General features: G+C 72.6%; 18 protein-coding genes. 10 read left to right on the plus strand and 8 right to left on the minus strand.

What is annotated here, in order from left to right:
* Positions 1-899, plus strand: an 899-nt coding sequence (locus JWN97_RS10280; RefSeq protein ID WP_297622057.1) for an aminotransferase class III-fold pyridoxal phosphate-dependent enzyme, incomplete at its 5' end; no start/stop codon positions are given.
* A gap of 18 nt (positions 900-917) precedes the next feature.
* The gene (locus JWN97_RS10285) at positions 918-2,207 is read left to right on the plus strand and encodes a DUF6226 family protein (RefSeq protein ID WP_297622059.1); all 1,290 of its coding nucleotides are present in this window, start codon (positions 918-920) and stop codon (positions 2,205-2,207) included.
* Here the strand turns inward: JWN97_RS10285 and JWN97_RS10290 are convergent, their stop codons facing one another.
* From JWN97_RS10290 to JWN97_RS10300, 3 genes are read right to left on the minus strand one after another with little or no spacing between them, the layout of a single operon-like run.
* Positions 2,208-2,969 (minus strand): 3-oxoacyl-ACP reductase family protein, encoded by a 762-nt coding sequence (locus JWN97_RS10290; protein WP_297622061.1) that lies wholly within the window; start codon positions 2,967-2,969, stop codon positions 2,208-2,210. It abuts the gene before it with no gap.
* 46 nt (positions 2,970-3,015) lie between these two features.
* On the minus strand, positions 3,016-4,266 hold the full coding sequence (locus JWN97_RS10295) for an MFS transporter (protein WP_297622064.1): 1,251 nt from the start codon (positions 4,264-4,266) through the stop codon (positions 3,016-3,018).
* Positions 4,263-4,823: a helix-turn-helix domain-containing protein gene (locus tag JWN97_RS10300; protein WP_297622066.1), complete on the minus strand. Its 561-nt coding sequence runs from the start codon at positions 4,821-4,823 to the stop codon at positions 4,263-4,265. Before JWN97_RS10300 ends, JWN97_RS10295 begins: the two co-directional genes overlap by 4 nt.
* A 194-nt stretch (positions 4,824-5,017) precedes the next feature.
* Between JWN97_RS10300 and JWN97_RS10305 the strand changes: the two genes are divergently transcribed.
* Entirely contained in the window at positions 5,018-5,500 is a 483-nt protein-coding gene (locus JWN97_RS10305) for a DUF4870 domain-containing protein (RefSeq protein ID WP_297622068.1), read from the plus strand.
* Here JWN97_RS10305 and JWN97_RS10310 read toward each other — a convergent pair.
* Complete coding sequence (locus tag JWN97_RS10310; RefSeq protein WP_297622070.1) at positions 5,478-5,984, minus strand: hypothetical protein; 507 nt, start codon at positions 5,982-5,984, stop codon at positions 5,478-5,480. The two genes, JWN97_RS10305 and JWN97_RS10310, sit on opposite strands and share 23 nt — an antisense overlap.
* Positions 5,985-6,140: 156 nt before the next feature.
* Between JWN97_RS10310 and leuS the strand changes: the two genes are divergently transcribed.
* The 5 genes from leuS (at position 6,141) to holA (ending at position 13,660) form a co-directional block, all read left to right on the plus strand.
* A complete protein-coding gene (leuS, locus tag JWN97_RS10315) occupies positions 6,141-8,621 on the plus strand; it encodes a leucine--tRNA ligase (RefSeq protein ID WP_297622072.1) in 2,481 nt (826 codons plus the stop codon).
* Between the two features lie 9 nt (positions 8,622-8,630).
* Positions 8,631-9,494, plus strand: coding sequence for a DegV family protein (locus JWN97_RS10320; RefSeq protein ID WP_297622075.1), 864 nt, complete (start codon positions 8,631-8,633; stop codon positions 9,492-9,494).
* 74 nt (positions 9,495-9,568) lie between these two features.
* A complete protein-coding gene (locus tag JWN97_RS10325) occupies positions 9,569-10,390 on the plus strand; it encodes a ComEA family DNA-binding protein (protein WP_297622077.1) in 822 nt (273 codons plus the stop codon).
* Positions 10,391-10,393: 3 nt separating this feature from the next.
* Positions 10,394-12,661, plus strand: a complete 2,268-nt coding sequence (locus tag JWN97_RS10330) for a ComEC/Rec2 family competence protein (protein WP_297622079.1) — start codon at positions 10,394-10,396, stop codon at positions 12,659-12,661.
* A gap of 12 nt (positions 12,662-12,673) precedes the next feature.
* Positions 12,674-13,660, plus strand: a complete 987-nt coding sequence (gene holA, locus JWN97_RS10335) for a DNA polymerase III subunit delta (RefSeq protein WP_297622081.1) — start codon at positions 12,674-12,676, stop codon at positions 13,658-13,660.
* Positions 13,661-13,739: 79 nt separating this feature from the next.
* On the opposite strand, the gene rpsT is transcribed toward holA, so the two are convergent.
* The 3 genes from rpsT to JWN97_RS10350 all read right to left on the minus strand — a co-directional run bounded on the left by rpsT (position 13,740) and on the right by JWN97_RS10350 (position 16,059).
* On the minus strand, positions 13,740-14,000 hold the full coding sequence (rpsT, locus tag JWN97_RS10340) for a 30S ribosomal protein S20 (protein WP_297622083.1): 261 nt from the start codon (positions 13,998-14,000) through the stop codon (positions 13,740-13,742).
* Between the two features lie 153 nt (positions 14,001-14,153).
* Positions 14,154-15,047, minus strand: a complete 894-nt coding sequence (locus JWN97_RS10345) for a hypothetical protein (protein ID WP_297622085.1) — start codon at positions 15,045-15,047, stop codon at positions 14,154-14,156.
* Positions 15,048-15,099: 52 nt separating this feature from the next.
* Positions 15,100-16,059 carry a phosphotransferase gene (locus tag JWN97_RS10350; RefSeq protein WP_297622087.1) on the minus strand — a complete coding sequence of 320 codons (960 nt, stop codon included), beginning with the start codon at positions 16,057-16,059 and terminating at the stop codon, positions 15,100-15,102.
* Positions 16,060-16,143: 84 nt separating this feature from the next.
* On the opposite strand from JWN97_RS10350, the gene JWN97_RS10355 reads away from it, so the two are divergent.
* The gene (locus tag JWN97_RS10355) at positions 16,144-16,671 is read left to right on the plus strand and encodes a GNAT family N-acetyltransferase (RefSeq protein WP_297622089.1); all 528 of its coding nucleotides are present in this window, start codon (positions 16,144-16,146) and stop codon (positions 16,669-16,671) included.
* Here the strand turns inward: JWN97_RS10355 and JWN97_RS10360 are convergent.
* A complete protein-coding gene (locus JWN97_RS10360) occupies positions 16,650-17,567 on the minus strand; it encodes a DMT family transporter (RefSeq protein ID WP_297622091.1) in 918 nt (305 codons plus the stop codon). The two genes, JWN97_RS10355 and JWN97_RS10360, sit on opposite strands and share 22 nt — an antisense overlap.
* An 87-nt stretch (positions 17,568-17,654) precedes the next feature.
* Here JWN97_RS10360 and lepA point away from each other — a divergent pair.
* A partial coding sequence (lepA, locus tag JWN97_RS10365) for a translation elongation factor 4 (protein WP_297622093.1) occupies positions 17,655-19,476 on the plus strand: 1,822 nt, incomplete at its 3' end.

Genomic DNA, 19,476 nt, shown 5'->3' on the forward strand with positions numbered 1-19,476 from the left:
TGAACTCCGGCGCCGAGGCCGTCGAGACCGCGATCAAGGTCAGCCGCAAGTGGGGCTACGAGGTCAAGGGCGTCCCGGCCGGCCAGGCCTCGATCGTCACCATGGAGGGCAACTTCCACGGCCGCACCACCACTATCGTCAGCTTCTCCGACGACGAGGTCGCCACCGCCGGCTACGCGCCGTTCACGTCGGGCTTCCGCCGCGCGGCCTACGGCGACATCGACGCGGTCGCGGCGGCGATCGACGACACCACCGTCGCGGTGCTCTTCGAGCCGATCCAGGGCGAGGGCGGCGTGGTCATGCCCCCCGAGGGCTTCCTGCGCGCCCTGCGCGCGCTCTGCACCGAGCGCAACGTGCTGATGGTCGCCGACGAGATCCAGTCGGGTCTGGCCCGCTCGGGCCGGACCTTCGCCTGCGACCACGAGGACGTCGTCCCCGACATCTACATCATGGGCAAGGCCCTCGGCGGCGGCATCTACCCCGTGTCCGCGATCGCCGCCGACCGCGACGTCATGGACGTCATCACGCCCGGCTCGCACGGCTCGACCTTCGGTGGCAACCCGCTCGCCGCCGCGATCGGCACCGAGGTCGTCGCGATGCTCGAGGAGGGCACCTTCCAGGCCCGCGCCACCGAGATCGGCGCCCTGCTCGAGGCCGGCTTCCGCCCCCTCGTCGGCCACGGCCTCGTCGGCGTACGCGTCCGCGGTGCGTGGTCCGGCATCGACATCGACCCGGCGCGGATGACCGGCCGCCAGATGTCGGAGCGGCTGATGGAGCGCGGCATCCTCGCCAAGGACACCCACGGCTCGACGGTCCGCTTCGCGCCGCCGCTGGTCGCCAGCGACGACGACATCGCCGGCCTGGTCACCGCCGTGACCGAGATCCTCGCCGCCGGCTGACTCCCGCCACCCGACCCGGTGAGTGCCCGCTTCGACCACCTGGTCGTCTCCGTCGACGATCTCGACGAGGCGGCGGTGCGGTGGCGCGCGGCGGGCCTGTCCGCGGAGCGCGGGGGAGCGCACCCCGTCGGCACCGAGAACGTGCTCGTCCGCGGGCCGAGGCCGGCGTACGTCGAGCTGATCGCGGCCGGGTCGGACGAGTCCAACCCCTGGCTGGACCGGGTGCGCTCGGCCCGCGGACCGATCTCGTGGGCGGTCGCGGTGGACGACATCGACGCTGCTCGGACGGCGCTTCTCGAGGCGGGCTTCGACCCCGACCCGCCGGTGCCGGGCTCGCGCCGCACCCCTGACGGTGACGTCGTCGCGTGGCGGGTCTGCGACGTCGCCGACGGACCGTACGACGGCGCGCTGCCGTTCCTCATCCAGTGGACGACCCCGATGGCGCCGGGTCCTGCGGACGGACCGGTCGTCGAGCACGTCAGCCTCACGCCATCCGATCCCGACCGTCTCGCCGATCTGCTGGTCGCGGTCGGGTTCGTGCCGAGCCGGCACTGGCCGCGGCGGATGCTCCACGAGCCCGACGGTGGCATGGCCATCACGCTGAACCCGGTCGGCGAGCCCGAGGACCTGGGCGAGGCCTCGTGGACGATGTCGTGGGAGGACGACACCGACGAGCCGCCGGTCTCGCTCACGCTCGCGGTCCCCGGCGGGGAGCTCACCCGTCACACGCTGGACGGCGCGGCCGTGTGGACGCGGCCCCACCGCCGTCGCTTCGCCGCGGCCGCCCTCGTGCCGGCCGTGGACGAGGCGTTCGCCCGGGTGCGCGGTGACCTGGCCGACTGGCCCCACCCGCACCCCGGCGGCGCCGGCCCGGCCGAGCACGAGTACTCGAGCGTGACCGATCCGGAGCGCTACCGGCTGCTCGGCATGCGTGCGGAGGCGTGGGTGCAGGTGATCACCGCGACCGGCCTCGGCGTGGTCCGGACGACCGACCCCACCCGGCTGCGGTGGCGGGCCGAGCACCACCTCACGCCGACCCGCGTCGCCGTCGTGCGCGGGGCCGCGGGCACGCAGCCGCTCGTCGTCGCCTGGTCACCGTCGGCCGACCTGCTCGACACGATCGACAGCGCGTTCGTGCTGGCGCTGTCCGGTGGCGTCTACGTCGTGCGCGAGGGCAGCAAGGTCGTCACACGTTCGCTCGACGGCTGGGGCAGCAGCGGCTTGTTCGCCCCGGGCGAGCGCTGGCTGGCCGAGGCGGCGGACGGTCGGCGTACCGACGGCGTGGTCCGCGGCGACGCCTGGCTCTGATCAGGCGATGGTGAGGCCGCCGTCGACCGGGATCATCTGCCCGGTGACGTAGCCCGCGGCGTCGGAGGCCAGCCACACGGCGGTCGCCGCGAGCTCGCGCGGGTCGCCCTTGCGGCCGGCCGGGACGCGCTGCAGGGCCAGGTCGAGGTAGCCCTCGGGGTAGGTCTCGGTCATCTCGGAGGTGAAGAACCCCGGCGCGAGCGCGTTGACCCGGATGCCCTTGCGGCCCGTCCACTGCTGGGCCAGGTCGCGGGTGAGGCCGCCGAGCCCGGCCTTGGAGGCGGAGTACGCCGCCTGCGGGAGGCCGCCGGTGGTGATGCCGAGGATCGAGGAGATGTTGACGATGCTCGAGCCGGGCAGCATGACACGCCCGCAGGCCTGCGCCATCCAGTAGCAGCCGTTGAGGTTGACGTCGATGACGGAGCGGAACTGCTCGGGGGTCTCGCGCGTCGCCGGCACCGCGGTGCCCACGCCGGCGTTGTTGACCAGCACGTCGACCCGGCCGAACTTCGCCATCGCCTCGGCCACGAGCTGCTGGCACTGCTCGGGGTCGGCCACGTCGGTGGCCACCGTGTGCACCCTGCCGCCGATGGAGCGCACCGAGTCGGCGACCCGCTCCAGCTTCTCGACCCGGCGTGCGCCGAGCACCACGTCGGCACCCGCCTCGGCGAAGCAGTGGGCGAAGGCCACGCCCAGCCCGCTCGAGGCGCCGGTGACGATGACGACCTTGTCGTCGAGACGGAAGAGGTCCATGACGGTCATACCAGCACCCTAGAGTGCCCGACACGTCCACGCGTCCCGGCCAGGCTCACGGGGAGCCTGTCCTGACGGCGTCCTCCATCACCAGCGGCGTGCGGGGAAGGTCGCGCACCGACCGCGAGCAGAGCACCAGCGCGCAGATGACGGCGTACGCGATGCCGGAGGCGACCAGCACGCGCTCGTTGCCGAAGGCGGCGCCGAGGGGCCCCCACGCCAGCTGGCCGATCGGCATCGCGATGAACGACCCGAGCATGTCGTAGGAGTAGGCCCGGCTGAGCATGTCGTCGTCGATGTTCTCCTGCATGGCGAGGGCCCAGCCCATCGAGAACACCTCGATCCCCATGCCGCCGACGAAGGCCGCGGCCACGAGTGCGACGACGACCGGGTCGACGCCCAGCATGATCATCGGCGCGGCGTTGAGGATGATCGCGAGCATGCCCCACAGGAGGGGGCGCTCCAGGCGGAAGCGCAGCAGGATGACGGCCATCACCAGCAGGCCGAGGGCCTCGGCGGAGAGTACGAAGCCCCACGCCTGGCGCCCGATCGAGTCCTCCGCGACGACGGGGCCGAGGGTGAAGAGGGCACCGTTGTGGATCATGTTGAGGGCACCGAAGCCCAGCACCACGACCCACAGCCAGGTGACGCTCCGGAAGAAGGTCCATCCCTCGCGCAGGTCCTGCATCGTGGAGGCCGCCTCGGCCCGGGGTGCCCGCGGCGGGATCTTCACCGGGACCAGGAGGAGGGCCGCGACGGCCCAGGTGAGGGCGTCGACGGCCAGTGCCCAGCCCGGCCCCGACGTCACGACGAGGAAGGCGCCGAGGGACGGGCCGATCACCGTCAGGCCGTTGCGGGTCAGCGAGAGCAGCGCGTTGGCCTGCTGCAGCGACTCGCGCGGCACCAGCTGGGGGACCATGCCGGCCATCGCCGGCATCGACATCGCCGACACCGCCCCGTGGAAGGCGGTGAGCGCGATGATCATCCAGAGCTCGGCGCGGCCGGTCAGCACCAGGAACGCGATCGTCCCCTGGGACACCGCGGAGGCGACGTTGGAGACCTGCAACACCACCGCTCGAGGGAAGCGGTCGGACAGCACGCCGCCCCAGAGCAGCAGCAGGATCATCGGGATCGTGTGCGCGGCCAGCACCATGCCGATCGCGATGGCGCGACCGTCGATGTCGAGCACTGCGAAGGTCAGCGCGATGTTGGCCATCATCGCGCCGAGGGTGTTGACCAGGCGCGAGGAGAAGTACCACGCGAAGTTGCGCTGCCCCAGCGGGGCCAGCGATCCGGACCGGCTCACGGCCGCCACCTCGTGGCCTCGCCGGTCAGGCCGCCGGTCATCGTGAAGGCGTTCGTCGTCGCGCTGACGTGGACGGTGTCGGGCGTGCCGGCGGGCCGGGCGGCGGCGTGGAGCAGGTGGGACGCCTCGTGGAGCAGGTCGAGCGCGCGGTGCCAGTCCGTGACCGGCACCCACGCCTCGAGGTCGCTGGAGGACCCGGAGCCCGGCGCCGCGTCGAGCAGGCGCCGCTCGACCTCGAGGGCGTTGGCCCGGGCGTAGGCGATCCGGTCGTCGACCCCGCTCGTGCGGCCGGGGAGCTCGCGAGTGGCGTCGTACCGGTAGCGCTTGGCGACGCCGCCGCGGATCTTCTCCTCGCTCTCCACGACCAGCTCGCCGATGTCGTGAAGGACCCGCAGGTGGTAGGACGCGTTCGCGTGCGTGAGGTCCAGGGCGCGGGCCACCTCGGCGGCGCTCATCGCCTCGGCGGTCAGCAGCGACAGGATGCGCAGCCGCACCGGGTGCGCGGTCGCCCGCAACCGGGCCACCGCCTCGCCGTCGGTCTCGTTCGTCGCGTCCATGCTCACCCTCCAAGAGTTCTTGGGGAGTGAGTGTGCCCGGCCGGGGCCACACCGTCAAACACTTGTTGGGCAGTGCGGCCCGGATCGATCCCTGAGCCGACCCTGACTCCACCCCGGAACGGGATGATCCGCGGTTCGCGGCGTGCTTGAGTAGGTGTCAGCAGAGGGCACCCGGCCCCCGAGGAGTGAGTGAGATGTCCGACCAGTACCCGCAGAACCCGCCGCCCACCCACGACACCGGCGCCCCCGGCGCCTACGGTCAGCAGCCGCAGTCCACCTACCGCCCCGCGCCGGCGACCATGTCGCCCGAGGACGAGCGGACCTGGGGTGCGATCAGCCACGCAGGCGCCGTCGTCGCGATGATCTGCTCCGCCGGGTTCCTGGGCTTTCTCGCCTCCGTCGCCGTCTACGTGATCCACAAGGACCGCGGCCCCTTCGTCCGCGCGCACGCGGCGAACTCGATCAACATCCAGATCACCATGTTCATCTGGCTGGTCGTACTCGGGATCCTCACCATCCCGATCGCGCTGCTCACCCTGGGCCTCGGCCTCGTGGTGATGCTGCCGGCGCTGGCCGCCGCCTTCGTGTTCGCCGGCATCCTGCACGTCATCGGGGCCGTCAAGGCCTACAACGGTGAGTGGTGGAACCCGCCCTTCACCCCTCAGTTCGTGAAGTGAGCTGAGCCAGGACCTCGTCCTGCCACGCGAACGCTGCCCGGGTCCGGACCAGCAGGTCCGGCCCGGGCGGCAGCGCTTCCACCCGTTCGGCCATCCCGGCGCGGGCGATCGCCCGCTCCACCAGCCACGCCGCCGTCTGCCGTCGCGCTGCCGTCTGGGTGATCGCCTGCCGGCGCTGCGTCTCCATCTCGGCCTCGTCGGGCTGCAGGTGGATGAAGCACTGCCGCCCGGTGGGCCAGGTCGCCTCCGGCAGCTCCCAGACGTGGTCGACGTCGAGCTCCTGCCGCACCAGGGCCAGCACCGCGTCGTACGTCGTCGCGGCGTCGCCGCTGCACCAGGCCTCGACGTCGAGGTCGGAGTGCTCGTCCCACCCGCCGGTCACCGCCGAGCCGTTGACCACCACGACCTGCAGCGCCGGCACGCGCTGGGGGAGTGAGGTGAGGAATCTCAGCCAGTCGTCGTACCTGCTCAGGTCTGCACCCATGGGACGAGTATGCTGGGATCGTGCACCAGGAGCTTCTTCTTCCGCAGCCGCGCTGATCGCCTCCTCTTCCCCGACGAGGACCGACACGCGGCCACCCCTCCATGTGAGGGGTTTTTTCATGCCCAGCAGCCAGCAACACGCACCAGAGGACACGCCATGAGCCAGGACACCGCAGCCCACGACGGCGAGCGCGCGACGTACGACATCGCGGCCACCGAGACGAAGTGGCAGCGTGTCTGGGAGGAGCTCGACCCCTTCCGGGCCGACGACGACAGCCCGCGCGAGAAGCGCTACGCGCTGACGATGTTCCCCTACCCGAGCGGTGACCTGCACATGGGTCATGCGGAGGTCTTCGCGCTGCACGACGTGGTGGCGCGCTACTGGTGGCAGCGCGGCTACGAGGTGCTGAACCCGATGGGCTTCGACTCCTTCGGCCTGCCCGCGGAGAACGCGGCGATCCGCAACGACGAGCACCCCGACACCTACACGCGTGCCAACATCGCCAAGTCGATCGAGTCGTGCAAGAAGTACGCCGCGTCCTTCGACTGGTCGCGCACCTTCAACACCTCCGACCCCGCCTACTACCGCTGGACGCAGTGGCTGTTCCTGGAGTTCTTCAAGCGCGGCCTGGCCTACCGCAAGAACAGCGCGGTCAACTGGTGCCCCAACGACCAGACCGTGCTGGCCAACGAGCAGGTCGTCAACGGCGCCTGCGAGCGCTGCGGGGCGGAGGTGACGAAGAAGGAGCTGACCCAGTGGTACTTCAAGATCACCGACTACGCCCAGGAGCTGCTGGACGGGCTGGATGAGCTGGAGAGCACCTGGCCGGACCGCGTGGTCACCGCGCAGCGCAACTGGATCGGGCGCTCCGAGGGCGCGCACGTCACCTTCACGCTGTCGACCGGTCGCGACATCGACGTCTACACGACCCGGCCCGACACGCTGTACGGCGTGACGTTCATGGTCGTGGCGGCCGACGCCCCGCTGGCCGCGGAGATCGTGCACCCCGACCGCCGCCAGGCGCTGGAGGACTACCTGGTCGAGGTGCGCAAGGCCTCCGACATCGACCGGTTGGCGACCGACCGTCCCAAGACGGGCGTCGACCTGGGCATCACCGCCACCAACCCGGTCTCGGGCGAGGAGATCCCGGTCTGGGCGAGCGACTACGTCCTGGCCGACTACGGCACCGGCGCGATCATGGCCGTGCCCGCGCACGACCAGCGCGACCTGGACTTCGCGAAGGCGATGGGCCTGCCCGTGCGACGGGTCATCGACACCGGGGACGACAACCCCGAGGAGACCGGTGTCGCCACCTCGGGAGACGGCGTCTACATCAACTCGGGCGAGCTGGACGGCCTGCGCGACAAGGCCACGGGCATCCGGACGATCATCGAGAGGCTGGAGGCCGACGGCCGCGGCAGCGGCGCGGTCAACTACCGCCTGCGCGACTGGCTGCTGAGCCGCCAGCGCTACTGGGGCGCGCCGATCCCGATCATCCACTGCCCGGTCGACGGCGAGGTCCCGGTGCCCGAGGACCAGCTGCCGGTCACCCTGCCGATGCTGCGCGGCGCCGACCTGAAGCCCAAGGGCACCTCGCCCCTGGGTGGGGCGACCGAGTGGGTCAACGTCACCTGCCCGACCTGCGGCGGACCGGCCACCCGCGACACCGACACCATGGACACCTTCGTCGACTCGTCGTGGTACATGTTCCGCTCCTGCTCGCCGCACGACGACACGAGGCCGTTCGACAGCGACAAGGTCAACGCCTGGATGCCGAGCGACCTGTACGTCGGCGGTGTCGAGCACGCCGTGCTGCACCTGCTGTACGGCCGGTTCTTCACCAAGGTGCTGAACGACATGGGCCTGGTCGACTTCCGCGAGCCGTGGGCGGCACAGCTGAACCAGGGCTTCGTGATCAACCAGGGCAAGAAGATGAGCAAGTCGCTGGGCAACGGCGTCGACCTGGGGGACCAACTCGGTGCCTTCGGCGTGGATGCGGTGCGCCTGACGCTGGTCTTCGCGGGTCCGCCCGAGGACGACATCGACTGGGCCAACATGTCGCCTGAGGGGTCGCTGCGCTTCCTGCAGCGCGCCTGGCGGCTGTCGGGCGACGTCACGTCGTCGCCCGGAGCGGACGTCACGACGGGAGACCTGGCGCTGCGGCGTACGACGGCGAGGACCGTGCACGACGCGGCCGAGCTGGTCGAGACCTACCGCTTCAACGTGATGGTCGCCCGCGTGATGGAGCTGGTCAACGCGACCCGCAAGGCCATCGACTCCGGGTGCGGTCCCGACGACCCCGCCGTGCGCGAGGCCACCGAGGCCGTGGCGATCCTGCTGTCGCTGGTCGCGCCCTACACGGCCGAGGAGATGTGGGAGCGGCTGGGCCACCAGCCCACCGTCGCACGGGTGGGGTGGCCGGAGGTCGACGAGGCGCTGCTGGTCGAGGACAGCGTCACCGCGGTCGTGCAGGTCAAGGGCAAGGTCCGGGCGCGCCTGGAGGTGGCACCCGACATCTCCGAGGCCGACCTGGAGGCCGCTGCCCTGGCCGACGAGGCCGTGCAGCGCGCCATCGACGGAGCCACCGTGCGCAAGGTGATCGTGCGCGCGCCCAAGCTGGTGAACATCGTCGTCTAGGGTCTCGACATGCCTCGTGTGGTGGTCGTGATCGACTCGACCGCGAGCCTGCCCGCCGAGGTGGCGCAGGCCCGCGGGATCCGGGTCGTACCGCTGCAGGTCGTGATCGGCGCCAAGGTGCTCGACGAGGGACCCGAGGGCGCCACGCCGGCCGTGGTCGCCGAGGCGCTGCGCGACTTCGTGCCGGTCAGCACGTCGCGGCCGGCGCCGGTGCTCCTCGCCGACCTCTACCGCGCGCTCGAGGCCGAGGGCGCCGAGGAGATCGTGTCGATCCACCTGTCCGGCGAGATGAGCGGCACCTTCGAGTCCGCCCAGCTGGCCGCGCTCGAGGTCGAGCTGCCGGTGCACGTGGTCGACTCGGGGCAGGTCGGCATCGCGACGGGCTATGCCGCGCTCACCGCGGCCGACGTGCTCGACGCCGGCGGCACCGGGCAGGAGGCGGCCGAGGCCGCGCTCGCCCGCGGCGAGGCGGCCTCCTCGCTGTTCTACGTCGACACCCTGGAGTACCTCCGCCGCGGCGGCCGGGTCGGTGCCGCGGCCGCGATCTTCGGCAGCGCACTCTCGGTCAAGCCCCTGCTGGAGATCGCCGACGGCAGGGTCGTGCCGCGGGAGCGGGTCCGTACGGCGTCCCGCGCGCTCGCCCGGCTCGCCGACCTGGCCGTCGAGGCCGCCGGCGACCAGCCGGTCGACGTCTGCGTCTCGCACCTCGCCAACGCCGACCGCGCCGAGGAGCTCGCGGCCGCGCTCACCGAGCGCCTGGCCGAGGGGCTGGAGGGCCGCGAGGTCATGTGCGGCGAGCTCGGCGCGGTGCTGGGCGCGCACGTCGGGCCCGGGATGGTGGCCGTGTGCGTGGCGCCACGGCCGGGCTCGTGAGCACCTCCTGACGCCTGTCCACAGATTGCCGCGGGCGGGTTCCGGCCGGCGTGCACCCTTCCTAGCGTGGAGGCATGCGTCGAGCCCAGTCCTCCTCCGAGCACGCCGAGGCGGTGTCGCGACGGCTGGCGACGCTGAGCGCGGAGCTGGCCGCCGTACGCGGTGAGGGGGAGGTGGCGCCCGAGTCCGCGCACACCCGGGTCCGGGAGCGCCCGGAGGTCGCGCCTGCACCCGTGGTGGTCCCGGTGCCCGGACGCCACGCGTCGCGGCGGCTGAGCATCGGCGGTCTGCAGTTGGGGCCGGTGCACCTGGCGGTCGTCGCCGTCGTGGCCGCGCTGGCCGTCGGCCTCGCCGCGTGGTGGGCGGTCCGTGACCAGGCGGAGGCGGTGCCGCTGGCGCCGGTGACGTCCGCCCCCTCGTCGGCGAGCCCGCTGACCTCGCTGAGCCCGACCGAGGGGGCGGAGGCCGCGACGGCCGAGCTGGTGGTCGACGTCGCGGGCAAGGTGCGCAAGCCCGGCATCGCGGTGCTGCCCGCCGGGTCGCGCGTCGTCGACGCGCTCGAGGCCGCCGGGGGAGCGCGGCGCGGGGTCGACCTCACCTCGCTCAACCTCGCGCGTCCCGTCGTGGACGGGGAGCAGATCCTCGTCGGGGTCGCGCCGGTGCCGGGCGTGGCCGGCAGCCTCGACGCGCCGTCGACGGGGGAGTCGCTGGTCAACCTCAACACCGCCGACCAGGCCACGCTGGAGACCCTGCCGGGGGTGGGCCCGGTGACGGCCGAGTCGATTCTGGCGTGGCGTGCCGACAACGGCGGGTTCAGCGCGGTGGACGAGCTGCTGGAGGTCGACGGCATCGGTGAGGCGACCCTCGAGGACCTCGCACCCCTCGTGACGATCTGACCCGTGCCCGACCTGCGCGCGCTCGCCCTCGGCGCGGGGGCGTGGGTGGGGGCGCTGCTCGTCCTCCTGCTGCCGGGACGGGTGGCACTGGGGTCGACCTGCCTGCTCGTCGCCGCCGGCGTCTCGGGGGTGCGGTGGCGGCGTCGGTCTGCCGCGTGGCTGGGGCCGCTCGCCGCACTGGTCGCCGTCGCCGGTGTGGCGGCCCTGCACCTCACGGTGGTGGCGACCTCGCCGCTCGCGGGGCTGGCCGACGAAGGGGCTGTCGTCACCCTGCGGCTCGAGGTGACCTCTGACCCGCGGATCGTGGCGGGCCAGTACGGCGACCTCCAGGTCGCTCGGGCGCGGGCCACGCGCGTCGAGGGCCGGGGACGGGCGTGGAGGCTCGACGCCCCGGTCGTGCTGATGGCCGGGAGCGAGTGGCCGCGACTGCCGCTGGGCACCTCGCTCGAGACGACGGCGCGACTCGTGCCGGGCGACGGCGACGTCGCGGCACTCGTCCGCCCCACCGGCGCCCCGCGCGTGGTGGCGGAGCCCGACGTCTGGTGGGACGCCGCGGCAGCCGTACGCCGTTCGGTGCGCGCCGCCGTCTCGGGCCGTGACGCCGACGCCCGCGAGCTGGTGCCGGCGCTGGTGGTGGGCGACGACGGCGGTCTGGACCCGGACCTCGCCGACGACTTCCGCACGACCGGGCTCACCCACCTGCTCGCCGTGAGCGGCACCAACCTCACCCTGGTCGTCGGGTTCGTCCTCGTGCTAGGCCGGTGGCTCGGCGTGCGCGGGCGCTGGCTGCACGCGCTGGCCGCCGTCGGGATCGCCGGCTTCGTGATGACGGCGCGGGCCGAGCCCAGCGTCGTACGCGCCGCCGCGATGGGCACCGTCGCGCTGGTCGGGATGGGCCGCAACGGCCGCTCGCGCGGCACCCGGGGCCTCGGCGTCGCCGTGCTGGGCCTGCTCCTGGTCTGGCCGCGGCTGGCGGTGACGGCCGGCTTCGCGCTGTCGGCGCTCGCGACGGCCGGGATCCTGCTGCTGGCACCCGCCTGGCGCGACGCACTGATGCGGTGGACGCCCCGGTGGGTGGCGGAGGCGGTCTCGGTGCCGCTGGCCGCACAGGTGGCCTGCACGCCCGTGGTGGCCGCGCTCTCGGGCCAGGTGAGCATGGTGGCCGTCGGTGCCAACCTGCTGGCCGCGCCGGCCGTGGCACCCGCCACCGTGCTGGGGCTGACCGGTGGCCTGCTCGGACTGGTGTGGACCCCGCTCGGGGCGGTGGTCGCGGCACCCGCGGCCTGGTCGGCGCAGTGGATCATCACCGTGGCCCGCTGGGGCGCCGACGTGCCGACCGCGGCGGTGCACTGGGGCACCGGGCCGGTCCCGCTCGTCGTGCTGACGGCCATGTGCCTGGCCGCGGTGCCGCTCGCCCCGCGGCTGCTCGGCAGGCCCGGATCCACCCTCGCCTGCACCGGCCTGCTGGTGGTGGTGATGCTGGTCCGGCCGCCGACCCCGGGCTGGCCGCCCACCGGCTGGGTGCTGGCGGTCTGCGACGTGGGCCAGGGCGACGGCCTGGTGCTGCGCGCCGACGAGCACGCGGCGGTCGTGGTCGACGCCGGCCCCGATCCGGCTGCCATGGACGCCTGCCTCGACCGGCTCGAGGTCCGATCGGTGCCGCTGCTGGTGCTCACGCACTTCCACGCCGACCACGTCGGTGGCGTCGCCGGCGTGCTCGAGGGCCGCGAGGTGGGCGCGATCGAGGGGACCGCCCTGCTCGAGCCGGCGGACGGAGTGCGCGACGTCGGGTCGGCGCTGGGCCGCGACCCGGCCCTGCCGGCGTACGGCGTGACGCGGCGGGTGGGCGAGGTGACCCTCCAGGCCGTGTGGCCACGGCCCGGTGGCCCCGGCGGCGACCCGAGCGAGAGCGCGCCCAACAACGCCAGCGTGGTGCTGGTCGCCGAGGTGACGGGCGTGCGGATGCTGCTGACCGGCGACGTGGAGCCGTCCGCGCAGGCGGCGCTGGCGCGCGACCTCGCCGGGCTGCGGGTCGACGTGCTGAAGGTGCCGCACCACGGCAGCCGTCACCAGGACCTCGACTGGCTGACGTCGCTCGGCGCACGGGTGGCGCTCGTGTCGGTGGGGGCGGACAACGACTACGGCCACCCGGCGCCCGACCTGCTGGCGGCGCTGTCGGCCTCGGGTGCACGGGTGTGGCGTACGGACACCGCGGGCGACGTGGTCGTGGTGGTGCGACAGGGCGAGGTCGGTGTCGTCACCCGCGACTAGGCTGTGCGGACCATGGCACGCACTCCCTCCGCCGCGCAGGTGCTCGGCCACGTCGTCCTCGTGACGGGCAAGGAGGAATACCTCTCCTCCCGCACCGTCGCCTCGGTCCGAGACGCCGTCCGCGCGCACGACGCCGACGCGGAGTTCGCCGAGTCGCCGGCCTCCGACCTCACCCTGGCCTCGCTGGGGGAGATGTCCGCGCCCTCGCTGTTCTCCTCGATCCGGTGCGTGATGGTCCGGGGCCTGGAGGACCTGCCCGACGAGTCCGTGGACGGGCTGCTGGCCTACTGCGCGGCGCCCGCCGACGACGTGTCGCTGGTGCTGGTCCACTCAGGAGGGCCCAAGGGCAGCGGCGTGCTCACCAAGCTGCGCAAGCTGCCCGCGGTCACCGAGGTGAAGTCCGAGGAGATCCGCCCCAGCGAGATGCCGGGCTTCGTGACCTCCGAGGTCGCCACGCACGGCGCCAAGATCGACCCCGATGCCGCCACCTTCCTGGTGCAGGCGGTCGGCACCGACCTGCGCTCCCTCGCCGCGGCGGCCGACCAGCTCACCAACGACTTCCACGGCGAGCAGCTCACCGTCGAGAAGGTGCAGCGCTACTTCGGCGGTCGCGCCGAGGCGAAGTCCTTCACCGTCGCCGACGCGGCCTTCGCCGGCAAGCGAGCCGTCGCGCTGGAGGAGCTGCGGTGGGCGCTCGACTCCGGCACCGCCGCCGTCCTCGTCACCTCGGCGATGGCGGCCTCGGCACGAAGCCTGGCGCGCTACCTCGGCTCGCCCCGCGGCGCCCGCGACGCCGACCTCGCCCGCGACCTCGGCGTGCCGCCGTGGAAGGTGCGCACGGTGCGCGACCAGTCCCGCTCGTGGAGCCCCGAGGGCATCGCCGCCGCGGTCCGCGCGGTCGCGGTCGCCGACGCCGACATCAAGGGCCAGGCGCACGACGCGTCCTACACGCTGGAGCGGCTCGTGCTCACGGTCGCCGGGCTGCGTGACAACCGCTGACCCAGCGACCCCCGAAATGCGCAACACCCGCCACGTGGGCGGGTGCTGGGCGGGACGTGCGGATCAGAGGGGCATCGCGTCAGAGCGACGCGGCCTTCTTGGCGATCGAGGACTTGCGGTTGGCAGCCTGGTTGCCGTGGATGACGCCCTTGGCGGCGGCCTTGTCGAGCGCCTTCATGGCGTCGCGGCTCGCGGCCACGGCCGCGTCCTTGTCGCCGGTCTCGGCGAGCTCGCGGAACTTGCGAACGGCGGTCTTCAGGCGCGACTTCACGGCCTGATTGCGCACGCGCGCCTTCTCGTTCTGCTTGTTGCGCTTGATCTGGGACTTGATGTTCGCCACGTGTGGGTCCTCGATGTTGTGGAGCTGGTCGGGGTGAAAGTCTCGAGCTGTCGGCTGCCTGGCAACCGCTCCCATCGATGAGCACAGGAGGGTCGGGCGCCGGACATGCAGTGAGAAAGACTACCGGCACGCGTCCCGAGCGCCCAAATCCGCCTACCGGGACCGGTCGGTGCGGCGCGCGACAGCCTCCAGCATGCGCCTCGACTCCCGGATCCGGAAGTCGTTGAGCGTCGGCAGGTTGACGTCCACCGCCACCACCGACCGGACCGCCAGGTGGGCACCGAAGCCGGCCAGGAAGGCGGTGACGGCGTCGTCGCCCGCCTCGAGCAGCGCGGGCGACGAGGCGATCGACGCGTCGAACCAGGGCTCTTCGACGCGCTCCAGCCTCGCCAGCACCGGGTCGGCCCACGCGGGACCGCGCGCGGCGGCTCCCCAGTCGACGAAGACGATCCCGCCACCCGGTCGGCGCAGCAGGTTGTCCACCCGGATGTCCCAGTGGGCCACGTGGGGCATGGGCCGCTCGGCATGCGCCCGCAGCACGTCGGCCCAGCCGTGGGGATCGGTGCGCAGCCACCCCGGCACCGGCACCTCGGCCGGGGCCTCGCCGAGCCGGTCGAGGGTGTCGGCCCACTTGCGGAGGACGAACCCCACGTCGACCAGGTCGACCGACGGCGGCACCTCCAGCCCCTGCAGGACCTCGGACAGCCGGTCGGTCCCGTCGAGGACCGCTCCGAGCTCGGCGGGGTCACGGAAGTCGGGGTGACGCCCCTCGACGTCCTCGATCAGCAGCGCGACCCAGTCGCCGTCGTCGTACGACGCCAGCATCCGGGCCCAGAGCGGGTGCGCGCCGATGTGGGCGAGCACGCCGACCTCGCGGCGGAACAGGCCCGGGGTGTCGGGGTTGAGCGAGGCGCCGACGGCCTTGACGAAGGCGCGGGTGCCGTCGGCGCAGGTCAGTCGGGTGGCGCAGCCGGGCGACATCCCGCCCACCTGCTCGGCGACCGAGACGACAGGGGAGCCCAGGGTCTGCTCGACCCAGGCGCGCACCGCGACGGTACGCCGTCGTACGGCAGGCGCACGCCGACCGCGCGGGGAGCGGTCACGACCAGCCCCGGCGCTCGGCGAGCCAGTCCCAGCAGACCTCGCCCTGCCAGCGCTGGTGGTCGCGGAGGTGGGGCGACGTCGGCGGCGACGGCAGCTCGCACTGGGTGAAGAAGTAGCCGACGTAGAGCGCGAGGTTGATGTCGTACGCCTCCGCCGCCACGTCGCGCAGCAGCCGTCGCTCCGCGATCACCCGCTCCACGTCGATGCCCTCCCCTCGCGGACCGATGAGCGCGGCGAACGAGTCGAACCAGGAGGCGGCGCGCACCGGCCAGTTCCAGTCGCAGATCAGCGCCCGGCCGTCGGGGTCGATGAGCACGTTGTCGGAGCGGATGTCGGTGTGTGTCAGGGTGTCGCCGCCGACCACCTCGGTGTAGCGCCGCGCCAGCGCCTCGGCCTCCGCGAGGTGCGCGGGGTCGAGGTCCGTGCGGGTCCGGTGGAGGCCGGCCCACCCGTCGAGGAGCGGGGCGAAGTCGGCCTCGGCCGTGTCCAGCTCGAGCCCGGCCGGCGGCGGGGTCAGCGCGTCGGCCGCCACCTCCAGGGAGTCGAGGAGCGCGTCGAGGTCCTCGGAGCGCCACGGCCGTCGCGGTGTGCGGGCGGCGACGTACTCGATGCCGAGCACCACCCAGTCGTCGTCGAGCTGCCACAGCAGCCGCGGCGCCGGCACGGAGCGGGGCAGGGCGGTGAGCTTGCGCGCCTCCTCGCGGTAGGAGTCGGCGAACACGCGCTGCGCCTTGACCGACGCCGCCTTCACGAAGTGTCGGGTGCCGTCCTGGCACACGAGGACGGAAGCGAATCCGGGTGTGAAGCCGCTCGTCTGCGAGATCGCCGAGACCACCGGGGAGCCGCACCGGCGCTCGATCCAGGCACGCAGGTGCGGCGGGAGGAAGGCCCACTCCAGGCGCCGGGCGGTCTTGTCGTGCGGAGCGGGGTAGGGCGCGACGGGCGTGCGGGACATGGCGGCATCCTTCCCCACTCATCTCGCGGCCATCGACTCGATATCCGGCTGCGAGGGGCGCGAGGTCCTTGGCAGGATGGCGGGATGCCCGAGCTCGTCCTGCCGACCACGTCCGTCCGCGAGTCCTTCCTGGAGGCGATGGACGAGTTCGTCGCCGAGGGTGCGGAGTTCAGCCAGACCGCCGCCTGGATCGAGCACAACGCTCCCGGCTGGAAGGAGCCGGACGCCTTCGCGGTGTTCGTCGAGGCGGTGAAGGCGGACGCCGTGCCGGAGACGCCCCGGCTGGAGTGGCACGTGCCGTGCACGACCCTGTGGTGGATCGACGGCGAGGACTACCTCGGTCGCCTCGCGATCCGCCACGAGCTGACTGAGTTCCTCCTCGGCGTGGGCGGGCACATCGGCTACGACGTACGCCCCACCCGGCGCCGCGAGGGGCACGCCACCGAGATGCTGAAGCAGTCACTGCCGTGGGCGCGCGACCTCGGGATCGACCCCGCCCTGGTCACCTGCGACGACGACAACGTCGGGTCGATGCGGGTGATCGAGGCCGCGGGCGGCGAGCTGGAGGACGTCCGCGGGAAGAAGCGCCGCTACTGGGTGCCGACCTCCTGAAGCGGGACGGGCGTACGACGGGTGCGGGTGGCCGCGCCCACGCCGACCACCGCGACGACCAGTCCGACCAGCTGCGTCACGGAGAGCGTCTCGTCGAGCACCAGCCAGGCGAGCACGGCCGTGACGGGAGGGCTGAGGAAGAAGAGGCTGGCCGCCGCGCCGGAGCCGCCGCGCAGCACGAGCAGGGACAGCAGGACGAGCCCGATGATCGAGTTCACGACCGCCAGGAACGCCACGGCGACCAGCGCCTGACGGGTGTCGGTGACCGGCCACGCGCCCTCCGTCGCCCAGCCGAGCACGAGCATCGGGGGAGCGGAGACCGCGAACTGGACGGCGGCCGACCACAGCAGGTCGGGCTGGGCGCCGATCCAGCGCTGGCCGAGCGTGCCCAGGCTGAGGGTGAGCATGCTGAGTGCGCCGATGAGCACCGCGATCGGACCGCCGGCGTGACCCAGGTCTGACCCCAGGACGATCAGCACCCCGGCCACACCGACGCCGAAGCCGACGACCTGCACGCGTGAGACCCGCTCGCCCAGGATCCCGGCTGCCAGGAGCGCCGTGAGGACCGGGCTGAGGGCGTGGAACAGGGAGGCCAAGGTGGCACCGAGGCCGAGGTCGAAGGCGACGTACATCAGCCCGAACTGCACGGCGTTCATCACCAGGCCGACGGCGGCGACGCGGCCCAGCGTGGCGCGGTCCATCCGCGTGGGTCGGCGCAGCGCGAGCGACAGGCCGGCCGCGAGCACGGCGGCGACCACGAACCGCCAGCCGAGCACGCTGAACGGCGCGGCCGCGTGGACCGCGGCCGGTCCGGAGATGTAGCCCGAGGACCAGACCAGCACGAAGGCTGCGGCCGGGAGGAGCGGGAGATGGGTCGAGTGGGCCGGCCGGGTCACCCCCGCACGCTAACGCGCCGGTTCGGTGAGGCTCGCCCCGCGTGGAAGAATGGGCAGTTCCCGCCGTCGTCCTCATGAAAGCAGTCCGTGAGCCTCAAGAACGCGCCCCAGCCTGGCTCGACCGATCCGTCGATCATCCGCAACTTCTGCATCATCGCGCACATCGACCACGGCAAGTCGACCCTCGCTGACCGCATGCTCCAGCTGACCGGCGTGGTCGACGAGCGGGCGGCGCGTGCCCAGTACCTCGACCGGATGGACATCGAGCGCGAGCGCGGCATCACGATCAAGAGCCAGGCGGTGCGGCTGCCGTGGACCGTCCCGGCCGACAACGCCGAGGGCGCCGAGCCCGGCACGTACGTCCTCAACATGATCGACACCCCCGGCCACGTCGACTTCACCTACGAGGTGTCCCGCTCGCTCGAGGCCTGCGAGGCGGCGGTCCTGCTGGTCGACGCGGCCCAGGGCATCGAGGCGCAGACGCTCGCCAACCTCTACCTCGCCCTCGGCGCCGACCTCCACATCATCCCGGTGCTCAACAAGATCGACCTGCCCAACGCGCAGCCGGAGAAGTACGCCGCCGAGCTCGCCGGCATCATCGGCTGCGACCCCTCCGACGTGCTGCAGACCTCCGCCAAGACCGGCCTGGGCGTCGAGGCGCTGCTCAACGAGATCGTCAAGCAGACCCCGCCGCCGGTGGGCGACCCCGACGCCCCGCCGCGCGCACTCATCTTCGACTCGGTCTACGACACCTACCGCGGCGTGGTGACCTACGTCCGGGTCGTCGACGGCAAGCTCAGCCACCGCGACCGCATCAAGATGATGTCCAACGGCGTCGTGCACGAGATGCTCGAGGTCGGCGTGATCAGCCCCGAGCCGATGAAGGCCAGCCACCTCGGCGTCGGCGAGGTGGGCTACCTCATCACCGGCGTGAAGGACGTGCGCCAGTCGCGCGTCGGTGACACCGTGACCAGCCAGCACCACGGGGCGACGGAGTCGCTGGGCGGCTACAAGCACCCCAACCCGATGGTGTTCGCCGGGCTCTACCCGATCGACGGCGACGACTACCCCAACCTGCGCGACGCCCTCGAGCGCCTCCAGCTCAACGACGCCGCACTCGCCTACGAGCCGGAGACGTCGGGCGCCCTGGGCTTCGGCTTCCGCTGCGGCTTCCTGGGCCTGCTGCACATGGAGATCGTGCGCGAGCGCCTGGAGCGCGAGTTCAACCTCGACCTGATCTCGACGGCACCCAACGTCGTCTACTCGGTCGCGATGGAGGACGGCACCGTCATCGAGTGCACCAACCCGAGCGAGTACCCCGACGGCGGCAAGATCGCCGAGGTGCGCGAGCCGGTCGTGCGGGCCACGATCCTGTCGCCGTCCGACTACATCGGCACGATCATGGAGCTCTGCCAGGCCAAGCGCGGCAACCTGCAGGGGATGGACTACCTCTCCGAGGACCGCGTCGAGATGCGCTACACGCTGCCGATGGGCGAGATCGTCTTCGACTTCTTCGACCAGCTCAAGTCGCGCACCAAGGGCTACGCCTCGCTCGACTACGAGCGCGACGGCGACCAGGCCTCCGACCTCGTCAAGGTCGACATCCTGCTGCAGGGTGAGCCCGTCGACGCGTTCAGCGCGATCGTGCACCGCGACGCGGCCTACGCCTACGGCGTGATGCTCGCCGGCAAGCTCAAGGACCTCATCCCGCGTCAGCAGTTCGAGGTGCCGATCCAGGCCGCCATCGGCGCGCGCGTGATCGCCCGCGAGAACATCCGCGCGATCCGCAAGGACGTCCTCGCCAAGTGCTACGGCGGTGACATCACCCGCAAGCGCAAGCTGCTGGAGAAGCAGAAGGAGGGCAAGAAGCGGATGAAGATGGTCGGCCGCGTCGAGGTCCCCCAGGAGG

The sequence above is a fragment of the Nocardioides sp. genome (assembly GCF_025965415.1).
Taxonomy (GTDB): domain Bacteria; phylum Actinomycetota; class Actinomycetes; order Propionibacteriales; family Nocardioidaceae; genus Nocardioides.